Source organism: Streptomyces sp. MB09-01, from assembly GCF_033794505.1.
Lineage (GTDB): Bacteria > Actinomycetota > Actinomycetes > Streptomycetales > Streptomycetaceae > Streptomyces.
The window spans coordinates 1-18358 of sequence record NZ_JARAYQ010000174.1 but is presented as its reverse complement, the minus strand read 5'-3'; the positions used below and the strand labels follow the sequence as shown (position 1 = coordinate 18358).

Here is an 18358-nt window from a genome sequence, read left to right as displayed (position 1 = left end):
CGGGGCGCTGCTGCTCGTGATCCTGCTCGTCCAGGGCTGGAACATCACCCACTTCCCGACGCTGAGCGACGACGAGGGCACCTACCTCGCCCAGGCGTGGGCGGTCCAGCAGGGCGACGGCCTCGCCCACTACACGTACTGGTACGACCATCCGCCGCTCGGCTGGATCCAGGTCGCGGGCCTGACGTACCTGCCGTCCCTCTTCGTGCCCGACTGGATGACCGTCGCGCCGATGCGGTTCTCGATGCTCGCCGTCTCCGCCGCCAGTTCCGTGCTGATGTACGTCCTCGCGCGCCGGCTGTGGCTGCCGCGCTGGGCGGCCGGGCTGGCGATGGCGCTCTTCGGGCTGTCCCCGCTCTCCGTCGTCCTCCAGCGCGAGATCTTCCTCGACAACCTCGCCGTGATGTGGATGCTGCTGGCCTTCTGCCTCGCCGCGTCACCGAGCCGGCACCTGTGGCACCACTTCGGGTCCGGGCTGGCGGCCGCCACCGCCGTCCTGACCAAGGAGACGATGCTGGTGGTGCTCCCGGCGCTGCTGGTGACGATGTGGCGCCACAGTCACCGCGACACCCGCAAGTTCGCCGTCACCGGAGCCGTCACCGCCTGCGCGCTGATCGGGCTTTCGTACCCGCTGTACGCCCTCCTCAACAGCGAGCTGCTGCCCGGCTCCGGACATGTCTCGCTGATCGACGGCATCACCTACCAGATGAGCCGCCCCGGCTCCGGCTTCATCCTCGACGCCGGGACCGGCTCGAACGGCGTGCTGCGGTCCTGGCTCTACTACGACACCGTCCTGCCGCTCGGCGGGCTGGCCGGCGCCTTCCTGCTGCTGGCCACCTTCCGCTGGTCCGTCACCGCCCGGGCGCTGGCCGGCCCGGCGCTCGCCGCCGTCATCCTCGCCGTCGTCGCGATGCGGCCCTCCGGCTACCTCCCGGCGATGTACGTGATCCAGGCGCTGCCGTTCCTCGCGCTCGTCCTCGCCGGGGGTGCGGCGAGCGTCACGCACGCCGTGCTGCGCCGCCGGCGCGGCCCGGGGGAGCGCAGGGCGCAGGTGTGGGCGCGCTGGGCGGTGCTCGGCGTACTCGCCGTCTCCGCCGCGGTGTACGTGCTGCCGCGCTGGTACGACGGCAACCGCACCGCGCTCACGGTCGACGCCAACGCCCCGTACCGGCAGGCCGCGGCCTGGCTCGGCCGTGAGGTCGAGGATCCGGCGCGGACCCGGGTGCTGCTCGACGACGCGCTGTGGCTGGACGCCGTGCACCACGGCTTCGAGCCGGGTCCGGGCGCCATCTGGTTCTACAAGGCCGACCTCGACCCCGCCGTCACCAAGACCCTGCCGCGCGGCTGGGAGGACATCGACTACGTGGTCTCCTCGCCCACGGTGCGCCGCGACGCGGTGGACCTGCCCACGGTGAAGGCCGCGCTGGAGCACTCGAGCGTGGTGGCCGTCTTCGGGTCGGGCGAGGACCGCATCGAGATCCGCCGGACCGACCGCGCCGACCGCACGAGTGGGAGCTGAGTCACCATGAGCGAGGACCTGTGGTCCCTCCATGCCCCGATCGATGCGGAGCTCGCCGCTCCGCAGGCCCTGACCGGCAGCGTCACCCTCATCGTCCCCACCTTCAACGAGTCGGGGAACGTAGCCGAGTTGCTGCGCCGGCTCGGTGACGCGCTCCCCGACCACCTGCCCTGCGCCGTGCTGTTCGTGGACGACTCCACGGACGACACCCCCGCCGCCATCGAGAAGGCCGCCGCCGACCATCCGTTCCCGGTCTCCGTCCTGCACCGGGAGGTGGCCGAGGGCGGCCTCGGCGGGGCCGTCGTCGAAGGGGTGAAGCGGGCGGACAGCGACTGGATCGTCGTCATGGACGCCGATCTCCAGCACCCGCCCCACCTGGTGCCCGAGCTCGTCGGCGAGGGTGAGCGCACCGGCGCCGACCTGGTCGTCGCCTCCCGCTACATCGCCGGCGGCAGCCGGGCGGGGCTCGCCGGTAGCTACCGGATCGCCGTCTCCCGCGGTGCGACCTGGCTGACCAAGGGGCTGTTCCCGCGGGCGCTGCGCGGGATCAGCGACCCGATGAGCGGCTTCTTCGCGATGCGCCGCTCGGCCGTCACCGCGGACGCGCTGAAGCCGCTCGGCTACAAGATCCTGCTGGAGCTGGCGGTGCGCTGCCGCCCGGGCAAGGTCGCCGAGGTGCCGTTCGTCTTCCAGGACCGCTTCTCGGGGGAGTCCAAGTCGACCGCCCGCGAGGGCATGCGCTTCCTCGCCCACCTGGCCTCGCTGCGCTCCGCGACCACGCTGGCCCGGATGATCGGTTTCGGACTGATCGGGCTCTCGGGTTTCGTCCCGAACCTGGGTGCGCTGTGGCTGCTCACGCACGCCGGGATGCACTACCTCCCCGCCGAGATCGTCGCGAACCAGGCGGGCGTCCTGTGGAACTTCCTCCTCATCGAGACCCTGCTCTTCCGCGACCGGCGCCGGCACCGCCACTGGGCGGACCGGGTCGGGCGTTTCGCCCTGCTGGCCAATGCCGACCTGCTGCTGCGCATCCCGTTGATCGCGGTGTTCGTCGCGAGGTTCGGGATGGAGGTGCTGCCCGCCACCGCCCTCGCGCTGGTCACCACCTTCGTGCTGCGCTTCGCGGCCACCGAGGCCCTCGTCTACCTGCCGCGCAGGTCGCGCCAGCCCCGCACCCCGGGCGCCCCGCTCCAGGCGGGCCGCCACTCCAGGAGTTGAGCCGCACAGAAGGGATCCTTTCCATGCGTCTGACGATCCGGCGGAGGGCAGGGCGGCGGGCCGCGCTGCTCGCCGTCGGGGCGATGACCGCGGGCCTGCTGCTCACCGCACCGCAGCAGGCCACGGCCGGTCCGCCCAATCTGCTCTCCAATCCCGGTTTCGAGACGGCCGGCCCGGCCGGCGCCGACATGCCGTCCTGCTGGTCCAAGTCCGGCTGGGGCGACAACGACTTCTCCTTCGCCACCGTGGCCGAGGCGCACACCGGCACCAAGGCGATGAAGGTCTCCCTCACGCGCCGCGTGGACGGCGACCGCAAGGCCCTGGTCACCGAGAACAGCACCTGCGCCCCGACCGTCACGCCGGGGAAGCAGTACGACCTGTCCGCCTGGTACAAGTCGGACACCCCGGACGTGTCGGTGACGGTGTTCCGCCGCGACACGACGGCGGGCTGGCAGTACTGGACCGACCTGCAGAATCCGCCCGTCAGCGCGGCCTGGGCACGTACGGAGGTCCGTACGCCGGCCGTGCCGCCCAACACCGACAAGATCGCGTGGGGCCTGTCGGTCTACGGGGTGGGCACGCTCACCACCGACGACTACGCGCTGGAGGAGGTGGGCGCGGTACCGCCGCAGCCGGTCTGCTCGGGTACGGCGCAGGAGTGCGCCAAGGGCAAGTGGGAGGTGATCCCGGCCAAGAACCCGGTGCGTTCGATGCACGCCGTCGTGCTGAAGAACGGGAAGGTGCTGCTGATCGCCGGCTCGGGCAACGACATCGCCCAGTTCAACGCGGGCACCTTCACCTCGGCCGTCTACAACCCGGCGAACGGCACCTTCAAGACGGTCCCGACGCCGGTGGACATGTTCTGCGCGGGCCACGTGCAGCTGGCGGACGGCCGGGTGCTGGTGATGAGCGGCAACAAGGGGTACCCGTCCGCCGACGGCAAGATCGGCTACCAGGGGCTGAAGGACAGTTACGTCTTCGACCCGGCGACCGAGGCCTACACGAAGACGAACGACATGAACGGCGGGCACTGGTACCCGTCGGCGACGGTCCTCGGCAACGGTGACGTGATCTCCTTCGGCGGGCTGAAGGAGGACTCCACGGGCAACGTGACCGCCGAGAAGTTCTCGGCGGCGCAGAACAAGTGGCTGCCGATGAACGAGGTCAACCAGACCTGGTCGTACTGGGGCCTGTACCCGTCGATGATCCTCATGCAGGACGGGCGGCTCTTCTACTCGGGCAGCCACACCTTCGGCAACGGCACCCCGGGCACCGGCGCCTCGATCTACGACTACGACGCCAACACCATCACCGACGTGCCGGGCCTGCGGAACAAGGACCAGCGCGACGAGTCGGCGAGCGTGCTGCTGCCCCCGGCGCAGGACCAGCGGGTCCTGACCATCGGCGGCGGCAACAACGAGACCAACCCGGCCGCGAACCGGATCACCGACATCATCGACTTGAAGAAGCCGAGCCCCGCCTACACGGCCGGCCCGGACCTCCCGCAGGGACTGGTCGACACGGGCGCGGGCAAGCGGCCGCAGACCGGGGCCGAGGGCAAGATGTACGTGTCGGCGGTGCTGCTGCCGGACGGCAAGGTGCTGGAGACCGGCGGCGGGCTGCACGACCGGGCCGACCCGGTCTTCGAGGCCTCCTTCTTCGACCCGACGACCAACACCTACCAGCCGGGCCTGGCCACCGACCCGATCCCGCGGACCTACCACTCGGCGTCCTTCCTGATGCCGGACGGCCGGGTGATGTCGGTCGGCGACAACCCGGGCAACGGCACCTACAACCACAACGTGTCGATCTACACCCCGCCCTACCTCTTCAAGGGCGCCCGCCCGCAGATCACCTCGGTGATCGACACGCAGTGGGTGTACGGGGACACGCAGCGGATCACCGTCAACCGCCCGGTTGCCAAGGCCGAGCTGATCCGTCCGGCGGCGGTCACCCACTCCTCGGACCCGAACCAGCGGTTCGTGGACCTGCCGATGACCGTCAACGGGAACGACGTCGACCTCAACGTGACGAGCAACCCCAACCTGGCGCCGCCCGGCTGGTACATGCTCTTCGCGGTCGACGCGAACGGCGTCCCGTCGATCGCGACCTGGGTGCACCTGGGCGGTCCGTCGGCTCTGGCGGCCGCCCAGGAGCAGCCGTCCGCGCACGAGCACTCCTTCGCGGACGAGCTGGGGCCCGCCAAGCAGAACCCCGCCAAGCGGGACTCCGTACCGGTCGCACCCAGCGTGGCCGGCTGCGACCGGCACTACGGGACGGTCAACGTGTGCGTGCCGACCCGCTTCCCGGCCGAGGTGAAGGAGACGCCCAAGGCCCGCTGTGACTGGCTGGCCTCGCACCAGTACCCGCAGCGGCTGAAGGTCAACGGCAGCGACCCGCTGCGCCTCGACCCCGACCGTGACGGCTACGCCTGCTGAACGCAACGGGAAGGGGCCCGGCCGCGCGCTCGCGGCCGGGCCCCTCCCCCGGGCTCAGTGCTGGTACGCGGCGAGCGAGATGCCGACGTAGTGGGCCACGAAGGCCGCGAGGGTCAGGGAATGGAAGACCTCGTGGAAGCCGAAGAAGCGGGGGGAGGGGTTGGGGCGCTTCATGCCGTAGATGACCCCGCCCGCGCTGTAGAGGAGGCCGCCGACGATCACGAGGACCAGGACGGCGATGCCGCCGGTGCGCATGAAGTCGGGCAGGAAGAAGACCGCAGCCCAGCCCATGGCGATGTAGCACGGGGTGTAGAGCCAGCGCGGTGCGCCGACCCAGAAGACGCGGAACGCGATGCCGGCGGCGGCCGCGATCCACACCGCCCACAGCAGGGTCCGACCGGTGGAGGGCGGGAGCAGCAGGACGGTCAGCGGCGTGTAGGTACCCGCGATGATCAGGAAGATGTTGGCGTGGTCGAGCCGGCGCAGGATGGCCTCGCCGCGCGGCCCCCAGGTGCCCCGGTGGTAGACGGCGCTCACGCCGAAGAGCAGGCAGGCCGTAAGGATGTAGACCCCGCAGGCCACCCGTGCCCGGGTCGAGTCGGTGAAGGCCATGAGCACCAGGCCGGCGACGACCACGGCGGGGAACATCCCGAGGTGCAGCCAGCCGCGCAGCAGCGGCTTTTCCTCCAGGGCGGTCTCGGCCGCCTCCAGGGCCTCGACTACCGGTGTGGCCTCGGCGGCCGGGTCAGAAGTCATGGGCGCCATGCTACCTACGGGTCCGTAGGTTTCCGTCGGTCGCCTTTACGGAAGATTGACGGACGTGGCAATGCTCACGTGAGAGGCCCTCTGGACATATGCGCACATCCACCGGATGATCAGATGAGTGCGGTCGGCACCGGATGAGCGGAGCGCGAAGCGTCCGGGTCGCAGCCCCCACGGGGCAAACACCAAACACACCCCTCAACAAGGAGCAATCGTGGCGCGCGACAACGCGGCTCCCACCAGTCCGACTCTTCCCACCAGGCATGCAGCGCTGATCTCCTGGGTGGACGAGATCGCAGCCCTCACCCAGCCGGACCGCGTCGTCTGGTGCGACGGCTCCGAGGGCGAGTACGAGCGCCTGTGCGAGGAGCTCGTCGCCAAGGGAACGTTCAAGAAGCTCGACGAGACGAAGCGCCCCAACTCGTACTACGCCGCCTCCGACCCCTCCGACGTCGCGCGCGTCGAGGACCGGACCTTCATCTGCTCCGAGGAGGAGGAGGACGCGGGCCCGACCAACCACTGGAAGGCCCCGGCCGAGATGAAGGACATCTTCGCCGGCGACCAGGGGATCTTCCGCGGCTCCATGAAGGGCCGGACGATGTACGTCGTGCCGTTCTGCATGGGCCCCCTCGGCTCCGAGCTCTCCGCGATCGGCGTCGAGATCACCGACTCCGCCTACGTCGCCGTCGCCATGCGCACCATGACCCGCATGGGCAAGCCCGTCCTCGACGAGCTCGGCACCGACGGGTTCTTCGTCAAGGCCGTCCACACCCTCGGCGCTCCGCTCGCCGAGGGCCAGGAGGACGTGCCGTGGCCGTGCAACACCACCAAGTACATCTCGCACTTCCCGGAGACCCGCGAGATCTGGTCCTACGGATCCGGCTACGGCGGCAACGCCCTGCTCGGCAAGAAGTGCTACGCCCTGCGCATCGCGTCCGTCATGGCCCGCGACGAGGGCTGGCTCGCCGAGCACATGCTGATCCTCAAGCTGACCCCGCCGCAGGGCGAGGCGAAGTACGTCGCAGCCGCGTTCCCGTCCGCCTGCGGCAAGACCAACCTGGCCATGCTGGAGCCCACGATCCCCGGCTGGACCGTCGAGACCATCGGCGACGACATCGCCTGGATGCGCTTCGGCGAGGACGGTCGCCTCTACGCGATCAACCCCGAGGCCGGCTTCTTCGGCGTCGCGCCCGGCACCGGCGAGCACACCAACGCCAACGCCATGAAGACCATGTACGCGAACACCGTCTTCACCAACGTCGCGCTCACCGACGACGGCGACGTGTGGTGGGAGGGCATGACCGAAGAGGCGCCCAAGCACCTCGTCGACTGGAAGGGCAACGACTGGACTCCGGACTCGGAGACCCCCGCCGCCCACCCCAACGCCCGCTTCGCCGTCCCGGCCTCCCAGTGCCCGACGATCGCCCCCGAGTGGGAGGACCCCAAGGGCGTCCCGATCTCCGCGATCCTCTTCGGCGGCCGCCGCGCCTCCGCCGTGCCGCTGGTCACCGAGTCCTTCGACTGGAACCACGGCGTCTTCATCGGCTCGAACATCGCCTCCGAGAAGACCGCCGCCGCCGAGGGCAAGGTCGGCGAGCTGCGCCGCGACCCCTTCGCCATGCTGCCGTTCTGCGGCTACAACATGGGCGACTACATGGCCCACTGGGTCAAGGTGGCCGCTGACAAGGACCAGGCGAAGCTCCCGAAGATCTACTACGTGAACTGGTTCCGCAAGAACGACGCGGGCAAGTTCGTGTGGCCCGGCTTCGGCGAGAACAGCCGCGTCCTGAAGTGGATCGTCGAGCGCCTCGACGGCACCGCCGAGGGCGTCGAGACCGCCATCGGCATCCTGCCGACCAAGGACTCCCTCGACCTCGACGGCCTGGACCTCCCGGCCGCGGACCTCGACTTCCTCCTCAGCGTCGACAAGGAGGTCTGGCGCGAGGAGGCCGCCCTGGTCCCCGAGCACCTGAACACCTACGGCGACCACACGCCGAAGGAACTGTGGGACCAGTACCACGCGCTCGTCGAGCGCCTGGGCTGAGCCCGAGCCCGACAACGGGCCAATGAACGTGGGAGCCCCCGACCAAGCGGCGCCCACCGCTGTGGGAGCCCCCGACCAAGCGGTTCCCACCGCTGCACCGGCCTGTCTTCAGGAGCGTCCGCGCTCCTCCAGATAGGCCGTGTGCGTCTGCTGACGGCGGGCCTCTGCTTCGCGGAGGTCCGCCGTCACGCTTTCCGCCTCCTCGAACAGCAGGCCCAGCTGCCGCTCCAGGTGGCGCTCCGGGGACTCCCCGCCCGGCGTCAGCCGGTTCCACCAGCGGGTCCGGTTGTAGGTGTCCACGCACTCGGGCACGTCCCGCCGGATCGCCCGGGACAGCGCGTGCACCGCCTCCGGCTCGGTGACCAGGACCTCGGCCACCCACCCCGGCTCCAGCAGCGCCCCGTACAGTTCCAGCAGCCCGGCCCGCCGGCTCCCGGCCGCCTCCGGCAGCTCCACCTCGCCCAGGTACTCCCGCAGCCGCGCGAAGTCCTCGCGCAGCACGTCGAGTTCCTCGCTCGGATCGAACGGCGGCGGCGCCGCCCGCTCCGGCGGGGCGATCAGCGCGCCCGCGCCGTAGAGCCCGGCCACCACCACCGGCCAGTACGCGCCGGCCACCCCGGCGAGGGTGAGGCCGAGACCCACCACGCCACAGGCGGAGCCGGCCAGGTTCTTCCTCGACTCCAGGTAGCCGAGCACCCGGCCGGCCGCACCGCCGCCGCTGCGGCCGCCCCTACTGGTAGCCACGGATCTCCTCGAAGGCTCCGGCCAGCGACCCGGTCCCGCCGGTGGCGTCGAAGAGCCGCCCGCCGGTCAGTTCGGTGATGTGGGTGAGCTCCTTGCGGTCCGAGTCCCCGAAGAGCACCGCGAAGACCGGGGGCTGCTTCTGCGCCTCGGGCAGGGCCGCGTAGAAGGAGTCGAAGTGCTTGGCCCCGACGCCCTCGGTGTTCTCCCCGTCCGTCATCAGCACGATCGAGGTGAACGCGTCCGCGCCGCCCTTGCCGAGGTGCTGGTAGGCCGCCTCCAGGCTGCCGTAGACCGCCGTGCCCCCGTCCGGCTCCAGCGACTTCACGTCGCCGCGGATCGCGTCAAGGGCCGGCCCCGGGTTGCCGGGCTCGACGACGTGCGTGCGCACCTTCTTCACCTTGGACCCGAAGGGCAGCAGCGTCACCTCCTCACGGTCCCGGAACCGCCGGCCCGTGCCCGAAGTCCCGCTGCCCGTCAGATCGGTGAGCGCCGACTTCAGCCGCCCGATGCGGTCCTCCTCGCTCATCGAACCCGAGGTGTCCAGCACGTACACCGTCCGCGAGGGCCGGCGCAGCTCGTTCTCGTACGAGGCCAGCAACCCGTCCGCGACCGAACGCGAGCCCGGGAAGGGCAGCTCGTGCCGCTTCTCCGGGTCCAGCCCGGCGGCCGGCGTCACCCCGGCCGCGACCGGCCGGCGGAAGGTCTGCTCGGTGATCGCCTTCTGCGCCTCGGGGCCGCGCAGGTAGTCCGTCAGCGCCCGCCCCGCATCGCGGGCCCCCTCCGGGGCGGAGGTCAGCAGGGTCAGCGGGTAGTGCGCGGTGACCACTCCGTCGCGCGGCCGGATCACCGTCAGAGGCGCCTTCACGTCCTTCGCGTCCCGGTTCACGGACAGCAGCACCGACTCGTAGTTCACCAGCGCGTCCACGTCACCGCGCTTGCCGTACGCACTCGCCAGCCAGCCGGAGGAACCCGAGGTCAGCTTCTGCCCGGAGAAGAACTCCTTCAGCTTGGGCTGGGCCGACTTCACGTCGGCCTCGCTCAGCGCCGACTGCGCGCCCGACAGGCCCGACGCCACCGAGACCAGGGCGGAGAAACCGGAGTTGGAGCGCACCGGGTCCGCCATCCCGTACGTCAGCTTCCCGCCGGCCACCGCCTCGTGCACCGCCGACCAGGTCACCTCGCCGGGCTTCCAGCCCAGCCGGGCCAGCGCCTCCGGCTTGACGCCGATGGCCACCGGCGAGGACATCACCGGCGTCTCGCTCGACAGCTTCCCCGCCGCCTCGGGCCGCAGCCGCAGGTAGTCGTTGGAGGACAGCCAGATCGCGTCGTACTTCCCGTCGGCCGTCCCCGAGGCGATCTGCTCGACCGCGTCGAGGGTCCCGGACGCGGTCAGGTCGACCGTGACCCCGGTGGCCGCCTTCGCGGCCTTCAGCACGGGCTCCATGTCGGAGAGCTCACTGGACGCCAGCACCCGCAGTCGGCCCTCCTCGTACTTCGACTCCGCAGGCCCGGCCGGACCCCCGGAGGTGCAGGCCGTCGCCGTGGCGAGCGTGGCGAGTGCGATCAGAGCGCTGATCCGGTTCCGCCTCACCGGGCACCTCCTTCGAGCGCACTGGCGGTGCGGGTACGGGCCAGGTACGCCGAGGCGGTCTGCAGCTCCCCGGCCAGCGACTCCACGGTCGCGGCCATGTTCTCCGTGGCCTGCACCTTGAAGGTGTCGATCGCGTCGAGCGTCTTGTAGATCTGGGCGAAGGCCGTCCGCAGCGTTTCCGCCCCCACCGCCGGGTCGGCCGCGATCCGCTGGATCTCGCCGCTCTGCGTGGACAGCATCTCCGCGTTGCCCCGGATCAGGTCCTCGGTGGTCCCCTTCAGGGCGTTGACCTGCTCGATCACCTTGCGCTGGTGGTCGAGGGCCGCGGCCAGCATGACCGCGATCCGCAGCGCGGAGACGGTGGTGGTGGCCGCCCGGTCCACGCCCTTGATCAGCTCGTCGTTGTTGCGCCGGACCACGTCCATCGCCAGGTAGCCCTGCGCGCAGACGGCCAGCTGCGTCAGCAGGTCCTGGTGCTTCTGCCGGACCGGGAAGAGCACGTCCGCGCGCAGGGCGTCGGCCGCCTGCGGGTCGGTGTGCTCCGCCTCGGCGATCCGCTGCTCGACGGCCCCGTCCAGGGCCTCGGTGAGGACGGCGTACTCCTGGAGCTTGCCCATGGTCTCCCACAGGCGGGCCCGTTCGGTGTGCAGGGCCGCGTTGTCGCGGCGCAGCTCGTCCTGGCCGCTGCGCAGCGAGCCCACGATCTTGTTGAGGGTGGCCTGCGAGGAGGCGTACCTGGCCACGTGGTCGCGGAACCTGTTGCCGCCCGGCAGCTTCGCCAGCAGCTTGCCGAACCCCTTGCCGGGGGTGTCCCGCGGGTCGAGGTCCTCGACGGTGCGGCGCAGTTCGACGAGGGAGCCGGCGACGCGCGCCTGGGCGTCGCCGCCGCCGTCCGCGCCGAGGGTGCGTACGGCCCGCTCCAGCATCCGGTTGGACTGCTGCGCGGCGCTGCGCATGTCGGCCGCGCCGAGCCCGGCGATCTCGCCGATGCGGTGCGCGAACTCGGGGGAGCGGGTGTCGATCCCGGCGAGCGAGCCGACGTACTCACCGGCCCGGCGGGCCATCTCGTCGCGTACGCCGTCCTGCAGCGGGACCAGCCCGGCGGCCTGCTCGCGGCGGACGGGCGGGACCGGCTCGGGCGCGCTGAGGACGAACGTGCCGTCCTCGGGAGGTGTCAGTGTCATGGTGTGGCCCCTAACCCCTGGCCCGCTGGGCGAGCGCCATGAGGATCTTGACGGTGGGTGTGCCGACCTGGCGGATCCCGGTCAGCCCGGGGTTGAGGTAGCCGGCGTGCGGTGCGGTGGCGGCGGTGAACTCGGGCACGCCGTCCTGCGGGCGGAACCCCCGTTGCACGGCCAGCTCGCGCAGCCTGGGATCGGTCGCGAGGAGGGTGCCCAGCTCCTTCGCCTGCTCGGTGAGCGGGACGAAGGTGTGCGCCGTGTTGACGGTGGTGTCCGGGTAGAGCACGACCATGTCGCCGGGGTTCTGGTGCTGGAGCAGCAGAGAGGCCACCTGGGACTCGTACACCAGGATCAGCGGTTCGCCGCTGCCGCTGATGAAGGCCCGGAACGGGTCGTCGGTGCTCTGTTCGAGGGCGCCCTGGACGGAGATCAGCTTGCGCATCAGCGGTGCGGTGCGCTCGATGCCGGCGTCGTCGGCGACCACGCTGTTGGCGTTCGCGACGTTGGAGGCGGCCGCGAGGAAGAGGGCGCCGGAGTTGGAAGTGGCCGGGTCGGTGGTCTTGATGAACAGCGTGCCGGTCAGCTCGGTGTGGGCGGAGGAACCGGGCAGCTGCTGCCACGTGCGGTCCTCGGCGGCGGCCTTGAGGAAGGGCCCCATGAGCAGGGTCCCGAGGTTCTTGCCGGTCGTCCTGGCGAGGCCGTTGTCGGCCAGCACCTCGGCGGCGTTGGCGCGGGCGATGACCACGAGCGGGGAGTAGAAGGGCTTGGTCTCCTGGGCGCCCTTGACCCCGGCGGCGGCCGCTACCTCCTTGGCGGGTTCACTGCTGCTGGGGAAGGCGAAGTCGAACTCCTTGAGGGCGAGTTGGTCCATCGCCCAGGAGCCCGAGGTCTCCGTCTTCACGGTGTAGCCCTTGTCCGCAAGGGCCTTGACGACGTCCGGGTCGCGGAAGAATTCGGACTTCTCCGAGCCGATGACGCCACGCACGGTCTTCGTTGCCGTGGTTTCTGGGTGATCCTGCCCCTGGAAGGCGACGACGTAGAGCACGCCGCCGATCAGGAGGAGGCCCAGGACGATTCCTAGGATGCGTCTCACGGGTGCAGCGTGCTCGCGGAAACCCACATTCCGCGATGAGTTGAATGAACGTCAGGTGTCCAGGCGGTCCCACTTCGAAATGCTGTGTGAGCCCGTGGGTGCTGGTGGGCGGGGCGGTGGCCCGGGAGGATCGGGGCATGGGCGTGAGCGCGTTGAAGTGGCAGGGCTGGCTGGTCGGCCTGGTGACGCTGGCCGGGCTGCTGGTGTTCGCCCCGCTGGGCCTGTACGTGTGGGCGAGCGGCGGCGAACCCCCCGAGGCGCCGCCCCGGGCGGCCCTGGAGGACGTACGGGTCACCGGGTGCCGAATCGATCCGGCGAGCCGGCGGGTGGTGGCCGCGGTGGAGGCGGCGGGGCGGGCCGAGGGCGCCGGCGCGTACGTCGTCACGGTGGAGTTCCGCGACGGCGCGGAACCGGACCCGGAACGCCGGGCCGCCCAGGCGCTGCTGAGGATCCCGGGCGTGGCCCCGGGCGCGACCGAGCACGGGGAGGCCGTCGGCCCGGTGTGGCCGGTGGCGACGGTGCCGTGGTGCGGGGTCGCGGGCGCCGAGTTCGCGCGGACTCCCGACACGCCTGACGGGCCGTGACACGCCCCGGCGGCGCCGCGACCGGCCCGCGTCACCGGCCCGCGTCACCGGCCCGCGCCGGGCGGCGCGGGCCGGTGTGCGCGCTCAAGGGGTCACTTGACCTTGACGACGACGGTGCCGCACACCTTGTCGGCGAAGGTCTGCTTCTTGGCGTCCCACAGCGGCCACAGCCAGCCGATGTAGCAGGGGATGCCGTCGAGCATGTGCGCCAGCTTGCGCACGAAGGCCATGCCGAAGCCGAGGGTCGCGCCGTCGGCCTCCTTGTGCAGGCTGATCCCGACGACCTTCTTGCCGGTCGTCTGGCCGGTGGTGCCTTCCTTGTAGAGCTGGAAGAAGCCCATGCCGATGGCGTACAGGAAGCCGACGAGGCTGAGGACACCGGCCGCCACGGAGTCGGAGTCGCCGCCGGCGATGGCCGCGCCGATGCCGATCACCGCGTACATCGGGCCGGCGATGATCAGCGCGTCGAGCAGGTACGCGCCGACGCGCAGACCCCAGTGGGCCAGCGGCGGCATGCCCGCGCCCGGCATCCCCGGCATGCCCGGCTGCTGCGGGTAGCCGTAGGCCGGCGGCGGAGGCGTCTGCTGCGGGTAGCCGTACTGCGGAGCCGCGCCCTGCGGAGGCTGCTGCGGGTAGCCGTACTGCGGGGGGACGCCCTGCGGGGCCTGCTGCGGGTAGCCGGGCTGGCCCTGCGGGGGCTGCTGGCCGTAGGGGTTGTTCGGGTCGCCGAAGCTCATCGGTGAAGTCTCTCCATGCTGCTGAAATGGGGACGAAGCGGCGTGGAGGAGTGGGACCTCGTGAGCGGCCTCCCCCGTGCTGCCGCGAACTTTCAGCCCTCATCGTGTTCGGAGCACCGGATTCTGTCCAATTCCCGCCCCTGCAGCGGGCCGCGGAACGTGCCGCGGCGCACGTCGCGCGAGGGCGGCCGACCGCGGGGTGTGGCACCCGGTCCGGAGCCTCCGCGGCCCCGGACCGGGGCCGTCTAGAGGGCGCCGGCCAGGTCCGCGGACTTCAGGGCGGCGGCGTGCGCGTCCATGCGCTCGGCGGCGAGGATCGCGACGGTGGTGTCGGCGCGGGAGGCGGCGACGAGGAGCGCGCGGGCGGCGAGGTCGTGCGCGCGCTGGTGCAGCGCGGCGACGTCCGCGGCGGGGCGCCGCTGCGCACGCGCGGGCTGGGACCCGCGCAGCCGGGCGACCTGGACGGCGATCTCGGCGGCGGCCTCGTCGAGGCCGAGCTCGTCGGTGACGGCGAGCAGGGCCGCGAGGTGGCCGGCGAGCTGAATGTCCAGCGCTTCGCCGCGGCTGCTGTGCGGGTAGTCGGACGGGGCGTCGCCCATGCGGTGGACGACCGACTTGGTGCGGATCGGCTCGTACATGAGGTGGCCTCCTGCGTGGTCAGGAGACCATCCTACATTGGATTGGTTCTAAAGTTGAGCTGAATCCTGTTGCTGGTCGTCGTCGTGCCCGCCGTTAGAGCTGGCTGTAGCCGTCGAGGAAGTTCCCGATCCGCGTCACGGCATCGGCCAGATCCGTGGCGTTCGGCAGGGTCACGATCCGGAAGTGGTCGGGCTCGGGCCAGTTGAAGCCCGTACCGTGCACGACCATGATCTTCTCGGCCCGCAGCAGGTCGAGGACCATCTGCCGGTCGTCCTTGATCTTGTAGACGGACGGGTCCAGCCGCGGGAAGGCGTACAGCGCGCCCTTCGGCTTCACGCAGGTGACGCCCGGGATCTGGGTGAGCATCTCGTACGCGACGTTGCGCTGTTCCAGGATCCGCCCGCCGGGCAGGACCAGGTCCTCGATCGACTGCCGGCCGCCGAGCGCGGTGGCCACGGCGTGCTGCGAGGGCATGTTCGCGCACAGGCGCATGTTCGCCAGGACCGTGAGGCCCTCGATGTAGCAGGAGGCGTGCTTCTTCGGGCCGCAGACCGCCATCCAGCCGGCCCGGTAGCCGGCGACGCGGTAGTTCTTCGAGAGCCCGTTGAAGGTCAGCGTCAGCAGGTCGGGGGCGATGGCGGCGGTGTTGTGGTGCACGGCGCCGTCGTAGAGGATCCGGTCGTAGATCTCGTCCGAGCAGACGACCAGGTTGTGGCGGCGGGCGATGTCCGTCAGCCCGCGCAGCATTTCCTCGTCGTAGACCGCGCCGGTCGGGTTGTTCGGGTTGATGATCACGATCGCCTTGGTGCGGTCGGTGACCTTGCGCTCGATGTCGGCGAGGTCCGGCATCCAGTCGGCCTGCTCGTCGCAGCGGTAGTGCACGGCCGTGCCGCCGGCGAGGGAGACGGACGCGGTCCACAGCGGGTAGTCCGGCGCAGGGACCAGCACCTCGTCGCCGTCGTCGAGCAGCGCCTGCATCGACATCTGGATCAGCTCGGAGACGCCGTTGCCGAGGTAGATGTCCTCGACGTCAAGGTCGATGCCCTTGGTCTGGTAGTGCTGCATGACCGCGCGGCGCGCGGAGAGCAGCCCCTTCGCGTCACCGTAACCGTGGGCGTTGCCCAGGTTGCGGAGCATGTCCTCAAGGATCTCCGGCGGGCAGTCGAAGCCGAAGGCCGCGGGGTTGCCGGTGTTGAGCTTGAGGATGCGATGACCTGCTGCTTCGAGCCGCATGGCCTCTTCGAGCACGGGCCCGCGGATCTCGTAGCAGACATTGGCGAGTTTGGTTGACTGGATCACCTGCATGACGGGAGCTTACGGGCCCGGGAGCAGGCGTGACGTGCCTTTTCGAAGACGGACCCGAAAGGGGAAATGTCCCGTTTCGGGCAATGGGTGGGTGCTGATGCGGTCCCTCCTTGGAATCCGGGGCCGCGGTCGCGTTCCGGCCTGCGGAATGGGTGCGTGCGGATCGCGCCGAAGTGGCGGATGTTGCCCTCGTCACCTCGGGGAACGGCTGAGAACCGAGGGTGACTGAGTACGCCGCATGAGTACGCGCACTCATGCGGCGGGACGCGGGTGCCGTGAGGCTGGGTGCATGAACCAGGGCGAGTGGAAGCCGGCGGACTACCGCCGGGGCACGGAACGGGTCGGCGCGGTGATCGTGGCCGTGGCCGGCGCCCTCATGGCGGCAGGGGCGATCTTGCTGGCGCTGCTTTTCCTGGTGTACCTGAACAGCGGCTATTGAGGGGCGCGAGCAGTGGAGTTCGTAGTCGGTGACATGGCGATCACCACGGTCGGCACGGACGGCGACGACCGGGCGATCGAGTTCGTGGTCAGACCGGAAGGAGCTGCGGAGGACGGACACTTCGCGATCTTCCGCGAACACGACCAGGGCTGGGAGTCCGCCCGGATCACCATCGCCCCGGAGTCGGCCGCGATCCCGGTGGCGGCGGTGGAGTGGGCGGTGGAGTTCGCGCGCGAGTACCTGTGAGGGGCGGCGGGGCCGGGCGGGGGCTCCCGTCCGGCCCGGCCCGCGTTGTCAGTGGGCTCGCGTAGCGTTCGGGAGATGAAGCCGCTCAGGATCATCGCCGGGGACGCGACGAGCCCTCAGGCCAAGGGGCCCAAGGTCATCGCCCATGTCTGCAACGACCTCGGCGGGTGGGGGAAGGGCTTCGTGCTGGCCGTCTCGAAGCGGTGGCCCGAGCCCGAGGCGGCGTACCGGGCCTGGCACCGGGGGCGCAGCGGGAACGACTTCGGGCTCGGCTCCGTGCAGGTGGTGCGGGTGAAGCCCGACGTGTGGGTGGCCAACATGGTCGGGCAGCGCGGCATGCGCACCGGGAGTGGGGGGCCGCCGATCCGCTACGACGCCGTTCGGCGCTGCCTCGGTGCGCTGGCCGATCACGCCGTCGAGCTGGGCGCCGGTGTCCACATGCCGCGCATCGGGTGCGGGCTCGCGGGCGGCTCCTGGTCGCGCATCGAGCCGCTGATCACCGACGCGTTGTGCGCACGGGACGTGGAGGTGACCGTCTATGACCACGGCTGAGTCCGGGGCGACCGAGCCCGGGTCCTGGGCGGGCGCGGGTACGGGGGCAGGGGCGGGGGCGGTGCACGAGGATCTCCTCGTGGCGAAGGCGCTGGTCTACGACCGGTGCGGGTTCACGTGTTCCCGGCCGGCCGCCGAGGCGGAGAGTGCCGGGTACGGGGCGTACGCGTTCACGCTGGACGGGCTGCGCGTGACCTTCCGCGCGGCCAGGACGACCCCGACGAAGGCCGGGCAGTTCGTCACGGTGTGGAAGCGGTCCGACGCCGGGCCGATCCGGCCGTTCGACGTGGAGGATCCCGTCGACCTCGTCGTGGTCAGTGCCAGGGACGGGGACGGTTTCGGGCAGTTCGTGTTCCCCCGCCAGGTGCTCCGTGAGCGCGGCATCCTGTCCGTGAACGGGTCGGGCGGGAAGCGCGCCTTCCGGGTGTACCCGCCGTGGGTCGCGGTGGAGAGCCGGCAGGCCCGGGGAACGCAGGCGTGGCAGGCCGAGTGCTTCCTGGACGTGGGTACGGGCGCCGCGGTCGACCTCGCCCGGGCCGGGGCCCTGCACCACCCGGTCTAGGAGTCGGTGTCGGCGAGGGGGTCGGGCGGGGCGCGCGTGGCACGATCGCGGCATGGAGTACCGGTACGCCACCGAGGCCGACGCGCCCGCCATGGCCGAGCTCTTCGCCGCCAACCACCACGACGCCCTCACGGAGCGGCAACGGGCGGAGCAGGGATTCGTGCAGGGCCGCTTCGACGCCGGCGTCCTGCGGGCGATGGCCCGGGCCGGGCAGCTGCTGGTCGCGGACGACCGCGGCCGGGTCGCCGGCCTGCTGGCCCTGTCGGTCGCGGCGGATCTGGCCGATCCGTCGCCGCCGGTCGCGGGGCTGCTCCGGGCCCAGGAAACCCTGGAGTGGGACGGGCACCCGCTCGGCGAGGCGCGGTGGCTGCTCTACGGGCCGGTCGTGGTCGACGCCGCGTACCGGGGGCGGGGCGTGGCCCGGGCCCTGTTCACCATGGCCGTGGCGGCGGCCTCGGAACGGGCCGACGCGGTCGTGGCGTTCATCGAAGCCGGCAACGTGCCGTCCTGGAAGGTGCACGTCGAGGGCTTCGGCATGGTCCCGCTGGGCGACTACGTCGCGGGCGGGCGCACGTACAGCGCGGTCGCCGCGGCGACCACCTAGGTGTATTGACCCGCAGGGTTGTTCACACGGCTGATCGGTGGCTTGCCGTCCAGTGCGGTGTGGCAGCGGTGGTGGTTGTAGGTGTGGAGGAAGTCTGCCA

At 71.2% G+C, this 18358-nt stretch carries 18 protein-coding genes and 1 pseudogene; 10 read left to right on the top strand and 9 right to left on the bottom strand.

What is annotated here, in order from left to right:
* The 3 genes from PV721_RS29665 to PV721_RS29655 form a co-directional block, all read left to right on the top strand.
* A partial coding sequence (locus tag PV721_RS29665) for an ArnT family glycosyltransferase (RefSeq protein WP_416371209.1) occupies positions 1-1519 on the top strand: 1519 nt, incomplete at its 5' end.
* 6 nt (positions 1520-1525) lie between these two features.
* On the top strand, positions 1526-2737 hold the full coding sequence (locus PV721_RS29660; protein WP_319729510.1) for a glycosyltransferase family 2 protein: 1212 nt from the start codon (positions 1526-1528) through the stop codon (positions 2735-2737).
* A gap of 23 nt (positions 2738-2760) precedes the next feature.
* Positions 2761-5175, top strand: coding sequence for a galactose oxidase-like domain-containing protein (locus PV721_RS29655; RefSeq protein WP_319729506.1), 2415 nt, complete (start codon positions 2761-2763; stop codon positions 5173-5175).
* Between the two features lie 54 nt (positions 5176-5229).
* Here the strand turns inward: PV721_RS29655 and trhA are convergent, their stop codons facing one another.
* Positions 5230-5931 (bottom strand): PAQR family membrane homeostasis protein TrhA, encoded by a 702-nt coding sequence (trhA, locus tag PV721_RS29650; RefSeq protein WP_416371208.1) that lies wholly within the window; start codon positions 5929-5931, stop codon positions 5230-5232.
* 220 nt (positions 5932-6151) lie between these two features.
* Between trhA and PV721_RS29645 the strand changes: the two genes are divergently transcribed.
* A complete protein-coding gene (locus tag PV721_RS29645; protein WP_319729502.1) occupies positions 6152-7981 on the top strand; it encodes a phosphoenolpyruvate carboxykinase (GTP) in 1830 nt (609 codons plus the stop codon).
* A gap of 108 nt (positions 7982-8089) precedes the next feature.
* On the opposite strand, the gene PV721_RS29640 is transcribed toward PV721_RS29645, so the two are convergent.
* Genes PV721_RS29640 through PV721_RS29625 form a run of 4 tightly spaced genes read right to left on the bottom strand, consistent with a single transcriptional unit; the run spans position 8090 to position 12590 of the window.
* A complete protein-coding gene (locus PV721_RS29640; protein ID WP_319729500.1) occupies positions 8090-8725 on the bottom strand; it encodes a hypothetical protein in 636 nt (211 codons plus the stop codon).
* The gene (locus PV721_RS29635; RefSeq protein WP_319729495.1) at positions 8712-10316 is read right to left on the bottom strand and encodes a VWA domain-containing protein; all 1605 of its coding nucleotides are present in this window, start codon (positions 10314-10316) and stop codon (positions 8712-8714) included. The genes PV721_RS29640 and PV721_RS29635 overlap by 14 nt, the downstream gene beginning before the upstream one ends.
* The gene (locus tag PV721_RS29630) at positions 10313-11500 is read right to left on the bottom strand and encodes a toxic anion resistance protein (protein ID WP_319729493.1); all 1188 of its coding nucleotides are present in this window, start codon (positions 11498-11500) and stop codon (positions 10313-10315) included. Before PV721_RS29630 ends, PV721_RS29635 begins: the two co-directional genes overlap by 4 nt.
* A 10-nt stretch (positions 11501-11510) precedes the next feature.
* Positions 11511-12590 carry a substrate-binding domain-containing protein gene (locus PV721_RS29625; RefSeq protein ID WP_319729491.1) on the bottom strand — a complete coding sequence of 360 codons (1080 nt, stop codon included), beginning with the start codon at positions 12588-12590 and terminating at the stop codon, positions 11511-11513.
* A 143-nt stretch (positions 12591-12733) separates the two neighbouring features.
* On the opposite strand from PV721_RS29625, the gene PV721_RS29620 reads away from it, so the two are divergent.
* Positions 12734-13174, top strand: a complete 441-nt coding sequence (locus PV721_RS29620) for a hypothetical protein (protein WP_319729490.1) — start codon at positions 12734-12736, stop codon at positions 13172-13174.
* A gap of 92 nt (positions 13175-13266) precedes the next feature.
* On the opposite strand, the gene PV721_RS29615 is transcribed toward PV721_RS29620, so the two are convergent.
* The 3 genes from PV721_RS29615 to PV721_RS29605 all read right to left on the bottom strand — a co-directional run bounded on the left by PV721_RS29615 (position 13267) and on the right by PV721_RS29605 (position 15855).
* Positions 13267-13911, bottom strand: coding sequence for an RDD family protein (locus PV721_RS29615; protein ID WP_319729488.1), 645 nt, complete (start codon positions 13909-13911; stop codon positions 13267-13269).
* Positions 13912-14156: 245 nt separating this feature from the next.
* Positions 14157-14549, bottom strand: a complete 393-nt coding sequence (locus tag PV721_RS29610; protein WP_319729487.1) for a hypothetical protein — start codon at positions 14547-14549, stop codon at positions 14157-14159.
* 94 nt (positions 14550-14643) lie between these two features.
* Positions 14644-15855 carry a pyridoxal phosphate-dependent aminotransferase gene (locus PV721_RS29605; protein WP_319729484.1) on the bottom strand — a complete coding sequence of 404 codons (1212 nt, stop codon included), beginning with the start codon at positions 15853-15855 and terminating at the stop codon, positions 14644-14646.
* A 289-nt stretch (positions 15856-16144) separates the two neighbouring features.
* Between PV721_RS29605 and PV721_RS29600 the strand changes: the two genes are divergently transcribed.
* From PV721_RS29600 to PV721_RS29580, 5 genes are all read left to right on the top strand, one after another.
* Positions 16145-16294: a hypothetical protein gene (locus tag PV721_RS29600; RefSeq protein WP_319729481.1), complete on the top strand. Its 150-nt coding sequence runs from the start codon at positions 16145-16147 to the stop codon at positions 16292-16294.
* Between the two features lie 12 nt (positions 16295-16306).
* Positions 16307-16540, top strand: a complete 234-nt coding sequence (locus PV721_RS29595) for a hypothetical protein (RefSeq protein WP_319729479.1) — start codon at positions 16307-16309, stop codon at positions 16538-16540.
* A 75-nt stretch (positions 16541-16615) separates the two neighbouring features.
* Positions 16616-17092, top strand: a complete 477-nt coding sequence (locus tag PV721_RS29590; protein ID WP_319729476.1) for a macro domain-containing protein — start codon at positions 16616-16618, stop codon at positions 17090-17092.
* Complete coding sequence (locus tag PV721_RS29585) at positions 17079-17654, top strand: MepB family protein (RefSeq protein ID WP_319729474.1); 576 nt, start codon at positions 17079-17081, stop codon at positions 17652-17654. Before PV721_RS29590 ends, PV721_RS29585 begins: the two co-directional genes overlap by 14 nt.
* 52 nt (positions 17655-17706) lie before the next feature.
* Complete coding sequence (locus PV721_RS29580) at positions 17707-18258, top strand: GNAT family N-acetyltransferase (RefSeq protein ID WP_319729472.1); 552 nt, start codon at positions 17707-17709, stop codon at positions 18256-18258.
* On the opposite strand, the pseudogene PV721_RS29575 reads toward PV721_RS29580, so the two are convergent.
* Positions 18255-18358: pseudogene (locus tag PV721_RS29575) on the bottom strand (IS481 family transposase); the annotation flags it as partial. The gene PV721_RS29580 and the pseudogene PV721_RS29575 overlap by 4 nt on opposite strands.

Bases quoted from the DNA above. Each gene is read 5' to 3' on its own strand.
- PV721_RS29660 (WP_319729510.1), top strand. From the start codon at position 1,526: ATGAGCGAGGACCTGTGGTCCCTCCATGCCCCGATCGATGCGGAGCTC.
- PV721_RS29580 (WP_319729472.1), top strand. From the start codon at position 17,707: ATGGAGTACCGGTACGCCACCGAGGCCGACGCGCCCGCCATGGCCGAG.
- PV721_RS29630 (WP_319729493.1), bottom strand. From the start codon at position 11,500: ATGACACTGACACCTCCCGAGGACGGCACGTTCGTCCTCAGCGCGCCC.
- PV721_RS29600 (WP_319729481.1), top strand. From the start codon at position 16,145: ATGAACCAGGGCGAGTGGAAGCCGGCGGACTACCGCCGGGGCACGGAA.
- PV721_RS29590 (WP_319729476.1), top strand. From the start codon at position 16,616: ATGAAGCCGCTCAGGATCATCGCCGGGGACGCGACGAGCCCTCAGGCC.
- trhA (WP_416371208.1), bottom strand. From the start codon at position 5,931: ATGACTTCTGACCCGGCCGCCGAGGCCACACCGGTAGTCGAGGCCCTG.
- PV721_RS29655 (WP_319729506.1), top strand. From the start codon at position 2,761: ATGCGTCTGACGATCCGGCGGAGGGCAGGGCGGCGGGCCGCGCTGCTC.
- PV721_RS29585 (WP_319729474.1), top strand. From the start codon at position 17,079: ATGACCACGGCTGAGTCCGGGGCGACCGAGCCCGGGTCCTGGGCGGGC.
- PV721_RS29610 (WP_319729487.1), bottom strand. From the start codon at position 14,549: ATGTACGAGCCGATCCGCACCAAGTCGGTCGTCCACCGCATGGGCGAC.
- PV721_RS29615 (WP_319729488.1), bottom strand. From the start codon at position 13,911: ATGAGCTTCGGCGACCCGAACAACCCCTACGGCCAGCAGCCCCCGCAG.
- PV721_RS29605 (WP_319729484.1), bottom strand. From the start codon at position 15,855: ATGCAGGTGATCCAGTCAACCAAACTCGCCAATGTCTGCTACGAGATC.